Genomic DNA, 13,988 nt, shown 5'->3' on the forward strand with positions numbered 1-13,988 from the left:
GAGTCAGGCGTGGCCGGCTTCCATGGACAGCATGGCGGGCTCGATCCCGATCCGGCGCAGGGCCATCTCGTAGCGCACATCGGCGGCCGTGTTGAAGATCAGCTCCGCATCGGCCGGGCAGTTGAGCCAGCCGTTGGCCTGAAGCTCGAGTTCCAGCTGCCCCGCTCCCCAACCGGCATAGCCCAGGGCGAGCACGGCGTTCTTAGGCCCGATGCCGGCCGCGATGGCGCGCAGGATGTCGATGGTGGCCGTCAGGCAGACGCTGTCGTCGATAGGAAGGGTCGACTGGGGGATGTGGAAGTCCGGCGAGTGGAGCACGAAGCCCCGGCTCGTCTCCACGGGGCCGCCCATCAGAACCTGCATCTGTCCCACCCGCTGCGGCAGGCGGATCCGCTCCGGCTCGGGAACGATCTCGAGCTGCACCAGAAGATCGGGCATGTTCACGTTTGCGGCAGGCCGGTTGAGAATGATCCCCATCGCCCCTTCCGCCGAATGGGCGCAGACATAGATAACCGATCGCGCGAAGGTTTCCTCCATCATCCCTGGCATGGCGACGAGGACCTGCCCGTCCAGGTAAGGAGATTCGTTACCATAAGGGAAAGACTGGAAGCTCATATCCTGAAATCTGCCTTTCCGGGCGGCTCTCCCGATCACAGGATCGTGGATGGCAGACCCGAAGATAAACTGCATAAGGGAAGCGCGTCAGGGAGGCGTCAGTTCCATGGCAATCATGCTCCGCACCGTTTCGGCGGCGATTTTTTTGATCCTGTCCCTCGTCGCAGCGGCCGCGCAATCGTCCAAGCCCGCGGCATCGGAGCAGGGTTTCCACTCGCGCGCACGCCTGATCTCGGGTGGCAGGCAGGGCTCGCAATGGCTCGCGGGCATCGAGATCACCCTCGACCAGGGCTTCAAGACCTACTGGCGCAATCCCGGTGATTCCGGCCTTCCGCCACGCTTCGACTGGTCGGGTTCGGAGAATGCCGCCGGTATCGAGGTTCGCTGGCCTGCCCCCTCCCGGCACGAGGATGCAGCCGGCGTGGCCTATGTCTACGGCAAGAAGGTGGTTCTTCCGGTTGTCGTAACCGCTAAGGAAGCCGACAAGCCGGTCAGGCTCGTTCTTGCGGCCGAGTACGGGGTCTGCAAGGACATCTGCATCCCGGCCCATGCGAATCTCAGCCTGGACCTCACCGGCGAGGGTTCGGAGCGCAGCGCCATCGAGGGCGCCCTGGCCAAGGTGCCGGTCGCCCGGGCCCTGGGCGTGCAGGCCGATCTGTCGGTGCTCTCCGTCGACCCTCTAGCGCAGGATAAGCCTGCCCTCTCAGTCACGGTTCGAGCGCCCGCAGACGCAAAGCCCGCCCTTTTCGCCGAAGGGCCGGAGAACTGGTACTTCTCGGTCTCCGTCCCGGACGATGCAGGCCGCTTTACCGTCACGGTCGAGGAGAAGCCCAAGGAGACTTCCGGCCCCGTTTCCCTGCGCCTGACCCTGGCGGCGGGAGGAAAGGCGGTTGAGACGGAAGTCAGCCTCGACGGCAACGGGCAGCCACGCTAGGTGGTTAGCACTACTGGCATCTTTGGAGAACCGCCCATGCCCATCCAGGTTGGAGAACGCCTACCCCAGGTTACCTTCCGCATCATGACGCCCGATGGACCGGTGGCCAAGACGACGGACGATCTGTTCAAGGGCCGCAAGGTGGTTCTCGTGGCCGTTCCCGGCGCCTTCACGCCCACCTGCCATCGCAACCACCTGCCGGGCTACGTGCAGAAGAAGGACGAGATCAGGGCCAAGGGCGTGGACTCGATCCTGGTGACCGCCGTCAACGACGTTTTCGTTCTGGAAGCCTGGGGCAAGTCCTCGGGCGCCGAGGACATCGAGTTCCTGTCCGACGGCAACGCCGATTTCGCCAAGGCCATCGGCCTGTCCATGGACGGCTCGGGCTTCGGCCTCGGCACACGCTCGCAGCGCTATTCCATGGTGGTCGACGACGGCGTGGTGAAGGCGCTCAACGTGGAGGATGCTCCCTCCCGGGCCCAGCATTCGGGCGCCGAGAACATCCTGAAGGACCTCTGATCCCTCGTTTTGGCAGAGGGTGAGGCTAAGCCCTCGCCCTCTGCTTCTTGAACGGCTTCATCGCCGCAACGGCAAGCTCATCGACCCTGATGTTGACCGGGTCGTCCGCATGCCCCTTGACCCAGTGCCAAGCCACGTCGTGGCGGCCGGCCGCCTCGTCGAGCTCGCGCCAGAGGTCCTCGTTCTTCACCGGCTTGTTGTCCGCCGTGCGCCAGCCGCGCCGTTTCCAGTTGTGCATCCACTGGGTGATGCCCTGGCGCACGTACTGGGAATCCGTGAACAGGTCGACGGCGCAGGCGCGCTTGAGGGCGTTCAGGCCCTCGATGGCGGCCCGGATCTCCATGCGGTTGTTGGTGGTGTGAGCCTCCCCGCCGGAGATCTCCTTCTCGGTTCCGTTGAAGAACAGGATCGCGCCCCAACCGCCCGGCCCGGGATTTCCCGAGCAGGCGCCGTCGGTGTAGATCGTCACGCGCTTAGGGTCGGTCATGCTTCAAGTCCGTATTCGCGCGCATGCTTCACATGGCGGTGGAAGTTGAGCTTGCGGTCGTATTCCAGAGGATCCTTGGGCTTCACCAGGGCGCCCGGCGGCACGTTGAGCCAGTCCACTAGGCGGGTCAGCATGAAGCGCATGGCCGAACCCCGGCAGAGCACCGGCAGCGCCTCGACCTCCTGCGGCTCGAGACGCCGGACGGCCTGATAGCCCGCCAGCATCGCCTGGCCTTTGGTCAGGTTGAACGAGCCGTCCGTCTCGAAGCACCAGGCATTGAGACAGATCGCCACGTCATACGCGAAAGCATCCGTGCAGGCGAAATAGAAGTCGATCAGGCCGGAGACCTCCGGCCCGATGAAGAACACGTTGTCGGTAAAAAGATCCGCATGGATGATGCCGGCAGGCAGCCCGCGCGGCCAGACCTCTGCAAGAAAAGCAAGCTCCCGCCTGGTCCGCTCGGCAAGCCCTGAGGACACCGTATCGGCCTGCGCCTCGGCCTGGGCAAAGAGCGGTGCCCAAGCCTCCAAGGTGAGCGCATTCGGCCGGTGCATGGCGAAGTCCTGCCCCGCCAGATGCAGCTTCGCCAGCGCGGCGCCAAGCGCCCCACAGTGCTGGGCCGTCGGACGGCGGATCGCGATGCCGTCGAGAAACGTGATGATCACGGCAGGTCGCCCTGACACCCGGCCGAGAGGCTCTCCCCGGCGGTTGCTCACCGGCAGGGGGCAGTTCAGGCCTTTGAGGGCGAGGTGCTGCATGAGGCCGAGGAAGAACGGCAGGTCCGCCTCCCGCACCCGCTTTTCGTAGAGGGTCAGGATGTAGGAGCCCTGTGTGGTGTGGAGGAAGTAGTTGGTGTTCTCCACGCCCTCCGCGATGCCCTTGTAGGAGAGCACCGTGCCGATATCGTAGGTTTCGAGGAAAGCCGACAGCTCCTCGTCGCTGACTTCCGTATAGACTGCCACCGCTTACTCCGCCGCCTGCTCACGAAGCTCGCGAGGCAAAGGAAAGAACACGCTCTCATCCGCCGTCGACACGCTCTCCACCGACACCTCGTAGCGGGCGGCGAAAGCGTCGATGATCTCCTCGACCAGCACCTCGGGCGCGGAGGCGCCGGCCGTGATGCCGAGGCTCCGGATGTTCCCGAACAGGTTCCAGTCGATGTCCTCGGCTCGCAGGATCAGGCGGACCAAGCGGCACCCTTCCCGCTCGGCCACCTCCCGCAGGCGCTGCGAATTGGAGGAGTTCGGCGAGCCTACCACGATCATGGCCTCGACGGCCGGCGCCACGCGCTTGACCGCGCCCTGGCGGTTCGTGGTGGCATAGCAGATGTCTTCCTTGTGCGGCCCGACGATGGAGGGAAAGCGCTCCTTGAGGGCATTCACCATGTCCTGAGTGTCGTCGACCGACAGGGTCGTCTGGGTGACGAAGGCCAAGTTGTCCGGGTTCTCCGGCTGGAGCCGGGCGATGTCGTCCACGGTCTCGACCAGGGTCGCGGCCCCTTCGGGCAGCTGGCCCATGGTGCCGATCACCTCCGGGTGGCCCGCATGGCCGATCAGGAGGATGTGCCGGCCCCGCTTGTGATGCACCTGCGCCTCGCGGTGGACCTTGGTCACCAGGGGGCAGGTGGCATCGATGGCGAAAAGGTTGCGGGCCTGGGCCGCCTCGGGAACTGTCTTGGCCACACCGTGGGCCGAAAAGATCACGGGGGCACCGGTATCCGGCACCTCGTCGAGCTCCCGCACGAAGACGGCGCCCTTCCGCTTCAGGTTTTCCACGACATATTTGTTGTGAACGATCTCGTGGCGCACATAGACCGGCGCGCCATGGATCGCCAGCGCCCTCTCGACCGCATCGATGGCGCGAACGACCCCGGCGCAGAAACCGCGGGGGGCACACAGCAGAATGTCGAGAGAGGGCTTCGTCATGATGAGGCGATGTGGCGAGACGAGACCCCTCCTGTCAAGCGGGAGCGACGCTTATTCGCGGCGGGATGACAGTGGGGCGTCCCCTTCGATATCCTGACTGACCTTGTGCCGACCATCCATGTCTTGAACCACCGCAAAGACGTGGAGGCGAAGACGAGAGTCTCAGAACCTGTGCCATGAGGCACAAGGCGCGACAGCCCGCGTCAAGAAACGCTCGCGCTTGTCCTTAAGAATCCCTAGAAAGGCAAAGCAGCTTTCACCCCCTGATCACCCATGGCATCCACAGCGTCCCACGTCAGCTTTCTTCCACCCATCCTGACCTTCTGCGGGGCGGCGGTCGTGGCCGTGCCCGTGTTCCGGCTCCTGGGCCTGAGCGCCGTTCTGGGCTACCTCGCCGCAGGCGTCGCCATCGGGCCCTCCGGCCTGAGCCTGGTGGAAGATCCGCAGACCATCGCGACCGTCGCGGAACTCGGCGTGGTGCTCCTGCTCTTCATCATCGGGCTCGAGCTCAAGCTGTCTCATCTGTGGTCCATGAAGCGGGACATCTTCGGCCTGGGGTTCGCCCAGCTGACCCTGACCGCGGTCTGCCTCGGTGGCGCGGCACTCGCCATCGGCTTCTCGCCCAAGGCATCCTTCGTCACCGGGGTGGCGGTCGCGCTCTCCGCCACGGCCATTGCCCTCCAGATGCTGGGGGAACGCAACGATCTGCCCACCCCTTACGGCCAGCGCTCCTTCGCGATCCTGCTGTTCCAGGACCTGTCCGTCGTGCCGCTGCTGGCCATCCTGCCTCTTCTGGCCTCCGGCGCCGCGGCGGAGCAAACCTCCCTGATGGATCGTCTGCTGACGGTTGGCGAAACACTTGCTGCCATCGCGGCTGTCATTTTGGTCGGCCGCTATGGGCTGAACCCTTTCTTCCGAGTGCTCGCCCGCAGCGGCGCCCGCGAGGTGATGACGGCCTCCGCCCTGCTAGTGGTGCTCGGCGCCGCCCTGCTGATGCAGGAGGTGGGTCTCTCCATGGCCATGGGGGCGTTCCTGGCAGGCCTGCTGCTCGCCGAATCGAACTTCCGGCACCAGCTGGAGGCCGATATCGAGCCCTTCCGCGGCATGCTGCTCGGCCTGTTCTTCATGAGCGTGGGCATGTCGATCGACCTCGCCCTGGTGCGGGAGCAATGGCTCCTGCTGGCGCTGGCCGCACCCGTGGTGCTTCTGGGCAAAACCCTCCTCATCACCGTCCTGTCCCGGCTGTTCGGCGCGCGCTGGCGCGACGGCCTGCGCTCCGGCACGATCTTGTGCACCGCCGGCGAGTTCGCCTTCGTCCTGCTTCCCGTCGCAACGGGCCTCGGGCTCATGACGGCTGCCGAGGCGCAGCCCGTCACGGCGCTTGCAGCCATCACCATGCTGCTGGGCCCGATCCTGTCCACGGTGGTCGAGAAGGTCCTCAGCCGCCACCGCGAAGCCGAGGAAGAGCCCGATCCGGGGGCCGTTCCCGGTCATGAGGGAGAGCTTGAAAGCCGCGTCCTGGTGATCGGCTTCGGCCGCTTCGGGCAGATCGTCAACCAGGTTCTTCTGGCGCAGGGCATCGACGCCACCGTGATCGACAACGACGTGGCGCGCATCCGCGATGCGGGGCGCTTCGGCCTGAAGGTCTATTACGGCGACGGCACGCGCCTCGACGTGCTGCGCGCAGCCGGCGCCGAGAAGGCCGAGATGATCTGCATCTGCATCGACGATCAGGACGCGATGATGAAGATCATCGAGATCATCCATGAGAACTTCAAGAACGCCCGCAGCTTCGTGCGCGCCTTCGACCGCATTCATGCGGTCGAGCTCATGCACCATGATGTGGACTACCAGATCCGTGAGGTGTTCGAATCCGCCATCGTCTTCGGGCGGGCGGCGCTCGAGGAGCTCGGAACCGATCCGGACACCGCGGCCGCCACGGCAAACGATGTGCGCAAGCGCGACATCGCCCGTCTCGTCCTGCAGAAGGAGGTTGGAACCATGGGCGGCGCGGAACTTGTGGTCGGCGCGAAGATTACTCCCGAGCCTCTCAAAGCCCCGACGGGCAAGGCCAAAGCTCTCAGTCCCGAAACCCGCGATATTCTTGGCGAAGAGGTTCTTTAATGGATGCCAGCCCCTCGGCTGCCGATGCGGACCAGAAGGCCGAGGCGCCACGCTTCGTCGTAGGTTCGACCATGCGCCATGTTCTGGTGATGACCGGAACGGGAGCAGCCGGTCTCGTTGCGATCTTCATCGTCGATCTCGTTTCGCTTCTCTACATTTCCTGGCTGAACGATCCCAGCCTCACCGCAGGCGTCGGACTTGCCACGGTCGTGATGTTCTTCACGATCTCCATCAATGTAGGCCTGATGATCCCCATTGGGGCGCTCGTCTCGCGGGCGCTCGGCGCGCGAAGGCCCGAGGACGCCCGCCGTCTGGCGACTTCGGGCAGCATCCTCATGGCCATCGTGGCGGCCTGTGTCAGCCTTATCCTCCTGCCGCTGCTCCCGCTCCTTTTGAACGCGATGGGCGCCAGCGAGCAGACCTACGAGGTGGCTCGCAACTTTCTCTGGATCGCCCTGCCGACGAACGCTCTCATGGCGGTCGGCATGGCGTTCTCGACCGTGCTGCGCGCGGCGGGCGATGCCAAGCGCAGCATGTACGCCACCCTGTCGGTTGCCGCCGTCACGGTGGTGCTCGATCCCATCCTGATCTTCGGCTTCGGGTTGAAGGCCAACGGCGCGGCTCTGGCGATCAACATCGCGCGCGTGGCCTATGTCTATGTGTGCTTTCTCTATCTCACGCGTGCCCATAATCTCCTGGTCGTGCCCAGGCTGAAGGCAGTCCTTGCCGACGCGCGGCCCTTCTTCGCCATCGCGGTACCGGCGATCCTGACCAACATCGCAGCTCCCGTATCCAACGCCTTTTTCACAGGCGTCATCGCGCAGTTCGGGGATGAGGCCATCGCGGCATCCGCCATCATCGACAGGGTGACGCCCGTTGCCTTTGCGGGCGTTTTTGCGCTCGCAGGAGCCATCGGCCCTGTGCTGGGACAGAACTGGGGCGCGCAGCGCTACGACCGCATGAAGCAGACGCTCAAGGATGCCCTGACCTTCACGGTCGTCTATGTGGGCTGCGTGTGGCTGGCCTTGTTCCTCGTGCGCGTCCCCCTGACACACGCCTTCAACGCGCCGCCGCTCACGGCCGATCTGGTGCAGTTCTTCTGCCAGCTCAGCGGCTTCATCTGGTTCTTCATCAGCCTCGTCTTCGTGGCGAATGCCTCGTTCAACAATCTCGGCTATCCGCTCCTGTCCACGTTCTTCAACTGGGGCCGGGCGACGTTGGGCATGATTCCCTTTGCGTATTTCGGAGCCCGGATCGCCGGGCCCGAAGGTGCCCTGATCGGCATCGGAGCAGGGTCCGTGGTGTTTGGAATCGCAGCCGTGATCACTGCGTTCTGGACAATCCGTCGTTTGGAGAGGCAAGCTGTTCCGGCCTTGTGACCGGGACAAGCAAAAGGAGGCCGCGATGTTCAACTGGTTCGACCTGATGCGCCAAGCCCAGACCAGCGCGGCCATGGACGCTCTTGCGCGGCAGTTCCAACTGTCAGGCGATCAGCCCCAGAAGATCATGGCGGCCTTCATGCCGGCCTTTGCCATGGGGCTGCAGCACGCCACCACGTCCAGCGACCCTGCCCGGCTGTTCCAGTCGATGATGAGCGGGGGCTACCAGAACTTCTGGCAGGCTGCGGGCAATGCCTTCACGCCGCAGGCTCAGCAACAGGGCCGGCACCTGCTCGACCAGCTCTTCGGCTCCGACGAGGTCAGCCGCCGCGTGGCCCATCAGGCGGCCAACTATGCGGGTATCAGCGCGGAAACCATGCAGCAGGCCCTGCCGCTCCTGGCCGGCATTTTCGCCGGCGGCATGGCTCAATGGATGAACACCCAGGGCCAGGCCTTTCAGGCCGGTGCGCCCACCAAGCCGGCAGCACCCGCCAATCCTTGGGCCGAGTTGTGGGATGGCTGGATGAAGGCGGCGGCCCCTGAGAAGAAGCCCGCCAATCCCTTCGAGGAGATGATGGCGAGCTTTCTCCAGGCGCCGCCTGCCGCAAAGCCGGCACAGCCGGAGCCCGATCCTTCGGCACCCCTCAACGAGATGATGGAGAAGGGACGCGAGATGCAGATGCAGTATCTCACGTCCCTCCAGTCGATCTTCACCGATGCCTGGAAGGGCGGTCCCGGCAAGACCTAGGCGCAGCGCTTGTCCAGCGTCACCATCGGCACTACGGGCCGGATCTGATGGGCGGAGCGATCTGGCCTCTCGGCCCGGGAATGTCGCTCCGCACTTCGCACCAACACCCATGACGGATTGCGCAGGAGCGGCTCGTCGAGCGCGCTCGACACATCGCCGCGCGTGAGCCCGATATCCTTCAGCATGCGGTCATCGAACTCTTCCAGGTTCTTGATCTCGCGGCGATGCCTCAAAGCTTTCGTGAAGCGGACGAGCGAACGGGTGAACTGCCCCACAGCGGCCATGGTCAAAAAGGTCATGGTGGATAATGCAGACCGGCTCATCGTACCTCTCCTTACGTCACTCTCGATGCATTCGCTCTGGAAGGAGCTTCCAAAGACATGTGAGAGAAGCCACCATGGGTCTCTCACTTAAATCATTGATTCTGCTGGTTTAAACTCTTTCATCTGGCATGTTCTACCAGAGGCATTTCATCACTTGAAGCGATTGTTTGAAATATGTATCATCATGATTATTGATGATGGAGTGTGAGGCCATGCACCTGCTCGATATCGACCAGCTCCGGACGTTCGTCGCCATTGCGGATACGGGGTCGTTCACCCGCGCGGCGGAGATCGTGCACAAGACGCAGAGCGCCGTGTCCATGCAGATGAAGCGGCTGGAGGACCGGGTCGGCAAGGCGATCTTCGAGCGCGACGGACGCCTGTCCAAGCTCACTGACGAGGGCGAGCGCCTGCTGGACTATGCCCGGCGCATCGTGCGCCTGAACACGGAATGCATGGCGTCCTTCAACGACAACGAGCTCACCGGCCGCGTGCGCCTAGGATTGCCGGACGATTACGCCGACCGCTACCTGCCCGAGATTCTCGCCCGCTTCTCGCGCTCCAACCCGAAGGCCGAGGTGACGGTGATGTGCGAGCCCACGCACAACCTGATCGAGCGGGTGCAGCACGGGGACCTGGATCTGGCGATCATCACCCATGTGGACCGGCGCGGGCCGTCCGAGATCGTGCGCATCGAGCAGCTGCTCTGGGTCACCTCCGCCCGCCACGGGGTGCACGAGGAGACGACCGTGCCGCTGGCGCTGGGCCGCCCGAACTGCGGCTGGCGCCACTCGGCGACGGAGGCTCTGGAGAGCGCCAGCCGCCCCTTCCGCATCGCCTATGTGAGCTGGCATTCCACCGCCGTGGGCGCGGCGGTTCTGGCGGGGCTTGCGGTGTCCGTGCTGCCGGAAAGCGCCGTGCGCCCCGGCATGCGGATCCTCGGCCCGTCCGACGGCTTCCCGGCCCTGCCCTCGTGCAAGATCGGCCTCATCCGCGCCCGCGGCGAGGAGAACCCGCTGGCGGACGCGCTGGGCTTTCACATCAAGCAGTCGCTGGACAACCTGGGCTCCACCCGCACCATGCAGCCCATCGCGGCGGAGTAGACCGCGGCGGGCCAGACCCTACCTGGCCGCGGGCCGGCGCAGCACCAGCACGTTGCCCGCGAGCGCCAGCACGACGCCGATGCCGGCAAGAGCCGTCCACACGTAACCCTCGATCACGGTCGAGACCGTGAGCGCCACGACCGGAAACAGCACCGTGGCGTAGCCCGCCCGCGCGGCCCCGAGCCGCCGCAGCAGGGTGAGGTACGACATGAAGGCCAGCACCGACGCGCCGATGGAGAGATACAGCAGCGAGCCCACGTATTTGGCGGTCGGCTCGATGATGAAGGCGTTGCCGCGCACGAGGTTCAGCGCCAGCAGCACCGCGCAGCCATAGGTCATGCCCCAGGCGGTGGCCGACAGAAGCGGCACGCCCCGGCGCTGCACCACCGTCGAGATCATGTTGCCCGAGCAGAAGAACAGGGTGCCCATCACGCAAAGCCCGAGGCCGAACAAGGCATCGGCGTTGAAGCCCGCCCCCGTAATCTCCGGCCAGAACAGGAACACGATGCCCGCCACGCCGATGACGCCGCCCAGCGCCACCCGCGGCTCCACCTTCTGTCGGAACACCAGGAAGCCGAGGGCCAGATTGAACACGGAGGCGAGCGAGAACACCACGGACAAAAGCCCGGACGGCACGCTCAGGCCCCCGTAGTAGAACGAAATGAAGTTGAACGAGAACAGGCAGCAGCCCACCGCCGCGAAGCGCCCGTGATCGGCGCGCCCGAAGCGCACCTTATGGCCCGTGGCCAGCACCCAGGCCCACATGACGGCAGCCGCCAGCAGGAACCGCCACAGCACCGACATCTCCGGCGCCAGGACGCCGAGCTGCGCCCGGATGCCGATCCAGCTCACGCCCCACAGGAACACGGTGGCCGCGTAAAGCCCCAGGGTGGTCCCGTCGACCCCTTTCAGGCTCGGCTGGGGAACGGTGGCGGTGGCGTGGGTCATGGCAGGTCCGTTTCGTCGTCAGGCTGCCGGAATACGCCCGATGACGCATCAGCACAAATGATGAAAACTAATCGGTTGCCCCTGGATCGGTGATGAAACGCCCGAAAACCCCTGCCAACCCTGCAACACCCGCTGCAACGGGGCTGCAACGGGGGACTGCAACGGGGGACTGCAACGGGCTGCAACGGCGGTGCGGTCCGTTGCAGCCGGGGCTACATGCCGGCCCAATCTTGACAATTGCGGGTGTTCCGTTATCTTGTTCTTGTTTTGTTCCATGCGGGAGGCCATTGCCATGACGCTCTCTTCCTCCTCGTCCGCATTTCGCCGGGAGAAGCTCACCCCTGAGCGCATTGCCGAGATGCGCGGGATGGTGGAGGGCAGCACCCTCTCCTTCCGGCGCATCGCCGCCAGCATGAGCCTGACGGCCTCCACGGTATCCCGCTACGCGGCGGAAGGCGGCTGGCAGCGCCCAAGCGATCCGGCAGGCCCTGCCGGCGTCCCGGCTCCCGCTCCACCCCATGCAAAGGCCCGCCCGGCCCTCCCGACCGTTCAGCAGCGCGAGCGGATCACGCAGAAGCTCTGGCGGCTGGCGGAGCGCCACGCCGAAGAGCTGGAGGACCAGCCCCTCGAGGTCGCCCAGCGCGCCCTCCAGCCGCTCGCCCGCCTCACCCGGACGCTGGGCGAGATGGACAAGCACGTCCAGCCGCCCTTAGACGCGGGGCAATACGAGATCGACACCAAGCCCCGCCGCAGCCTCCACGAAATGCGCGACGAGCTCGTGGCTCATCTGGAGCGCATCGAGCGCGAGGAGCGGGAGTATGAGGAGCGCTATCGGTGGACGTTTGAGGATGGGGCGGGGATCTAGAGGGGTGAGCGTAAAAGTCGAAAAGCAGACGATCAGCGAATCTTTGAGCATCCTCGAATGACTCTAAGCGTAATCTGCTCAAGTTTTGATATTATTGGTCCCAGCAATTTTGGTGCAGCTTGATTGACTGACGAGAGCTGATCAAAGGCTGCAAGTCTGCATTCCGCACTTTCTTATAGTCAGTTTCACGGCTCCGCTTATGCCATGGATTCATTGCCGATCTTACGTTACTAAGGAACGTAGATCAGCATGCTGCTTGGGTCGATGATCCTACTCTAGCGCAGTGAGTTGTTGTGGAGTGCCAACTGGGATGCCCGAAGCTGATACACCTGCATCGGGAACAGAGACTGCGAAGGCATCTGTTCCCGATGTTGCACACTGGCGCGAGGAACTGCGCCTCCTCCTCCATCCCGGCAATATCGGTCAATTCGACCACATCGAGCTGACTGAGATCATCGCCACGCCGCGCGGTGCCCGAACGCTCAACGTGCTGTCTGTGGCCGTGCTGGCCGAGGGGAGACCAGACGTCGGAAAGGTCGAGCAAACCCAGTTCCGCAATCTGCAAATCAGAGTTGACGGCTTCAAGGATTGGCGTTTCGGTGTTGGGCGCACCCTCCGGTCGCTCATGGCCCTCGACAAAGCTTTAGAGGAGTTTGCCACGACGGGAGTATGGGCGCTGAGCGGCCAAGCGCTCGAGGTGGGCAATATGTGGCCTGAACCTGCGATGTTTGCCCCACCAGATGGGACAGTCGAGGTCCCACTAAACAAGATCCTGAAGAACAATTTTTGGGCTGGCTCGCACGTGTTCCGTCTTACCGACCGAGGCAAGGAGAGCTTTGCCCCATTCTTTGCCGACAGACGGCGCCTGCAGGCGCTGTCTGATGCCGTTTCCCAGGACGTGCCAATGGCCTTCGCGGGTCTTGCGGATCTGCTGGGCGATATCGTAATCCAGCTCCCAGTCACCATCTTGGCGCCGAGTGTCGAGGCGCCGCGCGGCGCGGAGCACTCGGAAGTGAAGGTAGCGTGGCGGCGAAGATCGGCGCCGCGAGATCTAGTCGTTGCCGCTCGGAACCGTTGGGACGAACTTTTAATCGGTGCAGCCGTGAGCCAGGGCTTTAGGGATACTGCGAACCTCCCTATCAATGGCCATCGTCAATCTGTTGAATCAGAAACTTGGGACACCACGACAGGTCGCCTTATCAGCGCAACAGTGTCTACATCGACCCTCAAGACGATTGAAGTTGATGTGCACGAGGTGCAACATGAACCCCGACTGTTCGCCGCTCCAGATCTTGACGGTGAGCCGCAGAGGGGACGCGTGGAACTGACGCGCACGAGGACCATCGTCGTTGGTGAGGAGGCGGTGCAGGACGCCAACTATTGGCTCAGTCGTCGGCAGGATCTTGAGGAGAGGCGCCGTCTCACGGAGACCCGCGACTTTGTCCAATACCGCTCCCGCTCTGGCTCGTCGGACGAGCGAGTCCGGGCTCTGACTGATCTCCGCTTTCTAATAAACAAACACGGCGAGGCTGGGGTGGATCTCTGGGATCCGTACCTAACTGGAGAGGATCTACTTCAGACCCTATTCTGGTGCAGTCATGGGGACGCACCCTTGCGAGGGCTGACCGATGGCCGCGACCCACCATCCAGCGAACCTCCGGACGATGCCGCTCCGCGGGAGCCCACAACGCTAAGAGTGGCCTTCCCACATCGGCAGAGGGCTGTCCTTGAGCGCGATAAGGGCAACTGCCAGGGCCTGCATCTCGAATACCGAACTCGGCGGGGTCCGAAGGGTTGGGGCTTCCATGACCGGTTCCTAATCTTCCCGAATGGGCGAGATGGCCCACGGGCATGGTCGCTCGGGACTTCCGTCAACAGCCTGGGTAAGGCGCACCACATCCTGCAACGAGTCTCGAACCCCGCGATGGTGGCTGGCGCTTTTCAAGATCTTTGGGAAGCGCTGGATGAACCACAACACGTCGTATGGAGATCGTGGTGAGCCCGCGTGCGAGGGCGCT

General features: G+C 64.1%; 14 protein-coding genes. 8 read left to right on the forward strand and 6 right to left on the reverse strand.

Annotation, left to right across the window (positions count from 1 at the left end; translation table 11 throughout):
• Positions 1 to 3: 3 nt before the first annotated feature.
• Complete coding sequence (locus JKG68_RS08640; protein ID WP_202058168.1) at positions 4 to 615, reverse strand: YqgE/AlgH family protein; 612 nt, start codon at positions 613 to 615, stop codon at positions 4 to 6.
• Between the two features lie 106 nt (positions 616 to 721).
• Between JKG68_RS08640 and JKG68_RS08645 the strand changes: the two genes are divergently transcribed.
• Together JKG68_RS08645 and JKG68_RS08650 are read left to right on the forward strand one after the other, a co-directional pair.
• Positions 722 to 1,549, forward strand: coding sequence for a protein-disulfide reductase DsbD domain-containing protein (locus JKG68_RS08645; RefSeq protein WP_202058170.1), 828 nt, complete (start codon positions 722 to 724; stop codon positions 1,547 to 1,549).
• Between the two features lie 36 nt (positions 1,550 to 1,585).
• Positions 1,586 to 2,068, forward strand: coding sequence for a peroxiredoxin (locus JKG68_RS08650; protein WP_202058173.1), 483 nt, complete (start codon positions 1,586 to 1,588; stop codon positions 2,066 to 2,068).
• A gap of 25 nt (positions 2,069 to 2,093) precedes the next feature.
• Here the strand turns inward: JKG68_RS08650 and rnhA are convergent, their stop codons facing one another.
• The 3 genes from rnhA to ispH are packed head-to-tail and all read right to left on the reverse strand — an operon-like array spanning position 2,094 to position 4,480.
• Positions 2,094 to 2,555, reverse strand: a complete 462-nt coding sequence (rnhA, locus tag JKG68_RS08655; protein WP_202058183.1) for a ribonuclease HI — start codon at positions 2,553 to 2,555, stop codon at positions 2,094 to 2,096.
• Positions 2,552 to 3,517, reverse strand: a complete 966-nt coding sequence (locus tag JKG68_RS08660) for a homoserine kinase (RefSeq protein ID WP_202058186.1) — start codon at positions 3,515 to 3,517, stop codon at positions 2,552 to 2,554. The genes rnhA and JKG68_RS08660 overlap by 4 nt, the downstream gene beginning before the upstream one ends.
• 3 nt (positions 3,518 to 3,520) lie before the next feature.
• Complete coding sequence (ispH, locus tag JKG68_RS08665; protein ID WP_202058188.1) at positions 3,521 to 4,480, reverse strand: 4-hydroxy-3-methylbut-2-enyl diphosphate reductase; 960 nt, start codon at positions 4,478 to 4,480, stop codon at positions 3,521 to 3,523.
• 273 nt (positions 4,481 to 4,753) lie between these two features.
• Here ispH and JKG68_RS08670 point away from each other — a divergent pair, with 273 nt between their 5' ends.
• From JKG68_RS08670 to JKG68_RS08680, 3 genes are read left to right on the forward strand one after another with little or no spacing between them, the layout of a single operon-like run.
• The gene (locus JKG68_RS08670) at positions 4,754 to 6,604 is read left to right on the forward strand and encodes a monovalent cation:proton antiporter-2 (CPA2) family protein (RefSeq protein ID WP_202058195.1); all 1,851 of its coding nucleotides are present in this window, start codon (positions 4,754 to 4,756) and stop codon (positions 6,602 to 6,604) included.
• Positions 6,604 to 7,983, forward strand: coding sequence for an MATE family efflux transporter (locus tag JKG68_RS08675; RefSeq protein WP_202058197.1), 1,380 nt, complete (start codon positions 6,604 to 6,606; stop codon positions 7,981 to 7,983). Before JKG68_RS08670 ends, JKG68_RS08675 begins: the two co-directional genes overlap by 1 nt.
• 25 nt (positions 7,984 to 8,008) lie before the next feature.
• On the forward strand, positions 8,009 to 8,731 hold the full coding sequence (locus JKG68_RS08680; protein WP_202058199.1) for a DUF937 domain-containing protein: 723 nt from the start codon (positions 8,009 to 8,011) through the stop codon (positions 8,729 to 8,731).
• Here the strand turns inward: JKG68_RS08680 and JKG68_RS08685 are convergent.
• Positions 8,728 to 9,054: a DUF1127 domain-containing protein gene (locus tag JKG68_RS08685; RefSeq protein ID WP_202058201.1), complete on the reverse strand. Its 327-nt coding sequence runs from the start codon at positions 9,052 to 9,054 to the stop codon at positions 8,728 to 8,730. The genes JKG68_RS08680 and JKG68_RS08685 overlap by 4 nt on opposite strands.
• 212 nt (positions 9,055 to 9,266) lie before the next feature.
• On the opposite strand from JKG68_RS08685, the gene JKG68_RS08690 reads away from it, so the two are divergent.
• Positions 9,267 to 10,157 (forward strand): LysR substrate-binding domain-containing protein, encoded by an 891-nt coding sequence (locus JKG68_RS08690; RefSeq protein WP_202058203.1) that lies wholly within the window; start codon positions 9,267 to 9,269, stop codon positions 10,155 to 10,157.
• Between the two features lie 18 nt (positions 10,158 to 10,175).
• Here JKG68_RS08690 and JKG68_RS08695 read toward each other — a convergent pair whose 3' ends face one another.
• On the reverse strand, positions 10,176 to 11,105 hold the full coding sequence (locus JKG68_RS08695) for a DMT family transporter (RefSeq protein ID WP_202058205.1): 930 nt from the start codon (positions 11,103 to 11,105) through the stop codon (positions 10,176 to 10,178).
• A gap of 292 nt (positions 11,106 to 11,397) precedes the next feature.
• On the opposite strand from JKG68_RS08695, the gene JKG68_RS08700 reads away from it, so the two are divergent.
• Positions 11,398 to 11,970 carry a hypothetical protein gene (locus JKG68_RS08700; protein WP_202058207.1) on the forward strand — a complete coding sequence of 191 codons (573 nt, stop codon included), beginning with the start codon at positions 11,398 to 11,400 and terminating at the stop codon, positions 11,968 to 11,970.
• Between the two features lie 310 nt (positions 11,971 to 12,280).
• Entirely contained in the window at positions 12,281 to 13,969 is a 1,689-nt protein-coding gene (locus tag JKG68_RS08705) for a VPA1262 family N-terminal domain-containing protein (RefSeq protein ID WP_202058209.1), read from the forward strand.
• Positions 13,970 to 13,988 lie beyond the last annotated feature (19 nt).

It is taken from the genome of Microvirga aerilata, assembly GCF_016743775.1.
Taxonomy (GTDB): domain Bacteria; phylum Pseudomonadota; class Alphaproteobacteria; order Rhizobiales; family Beijerinckiaceae; genus Microvirga; species Microvirga aerilata.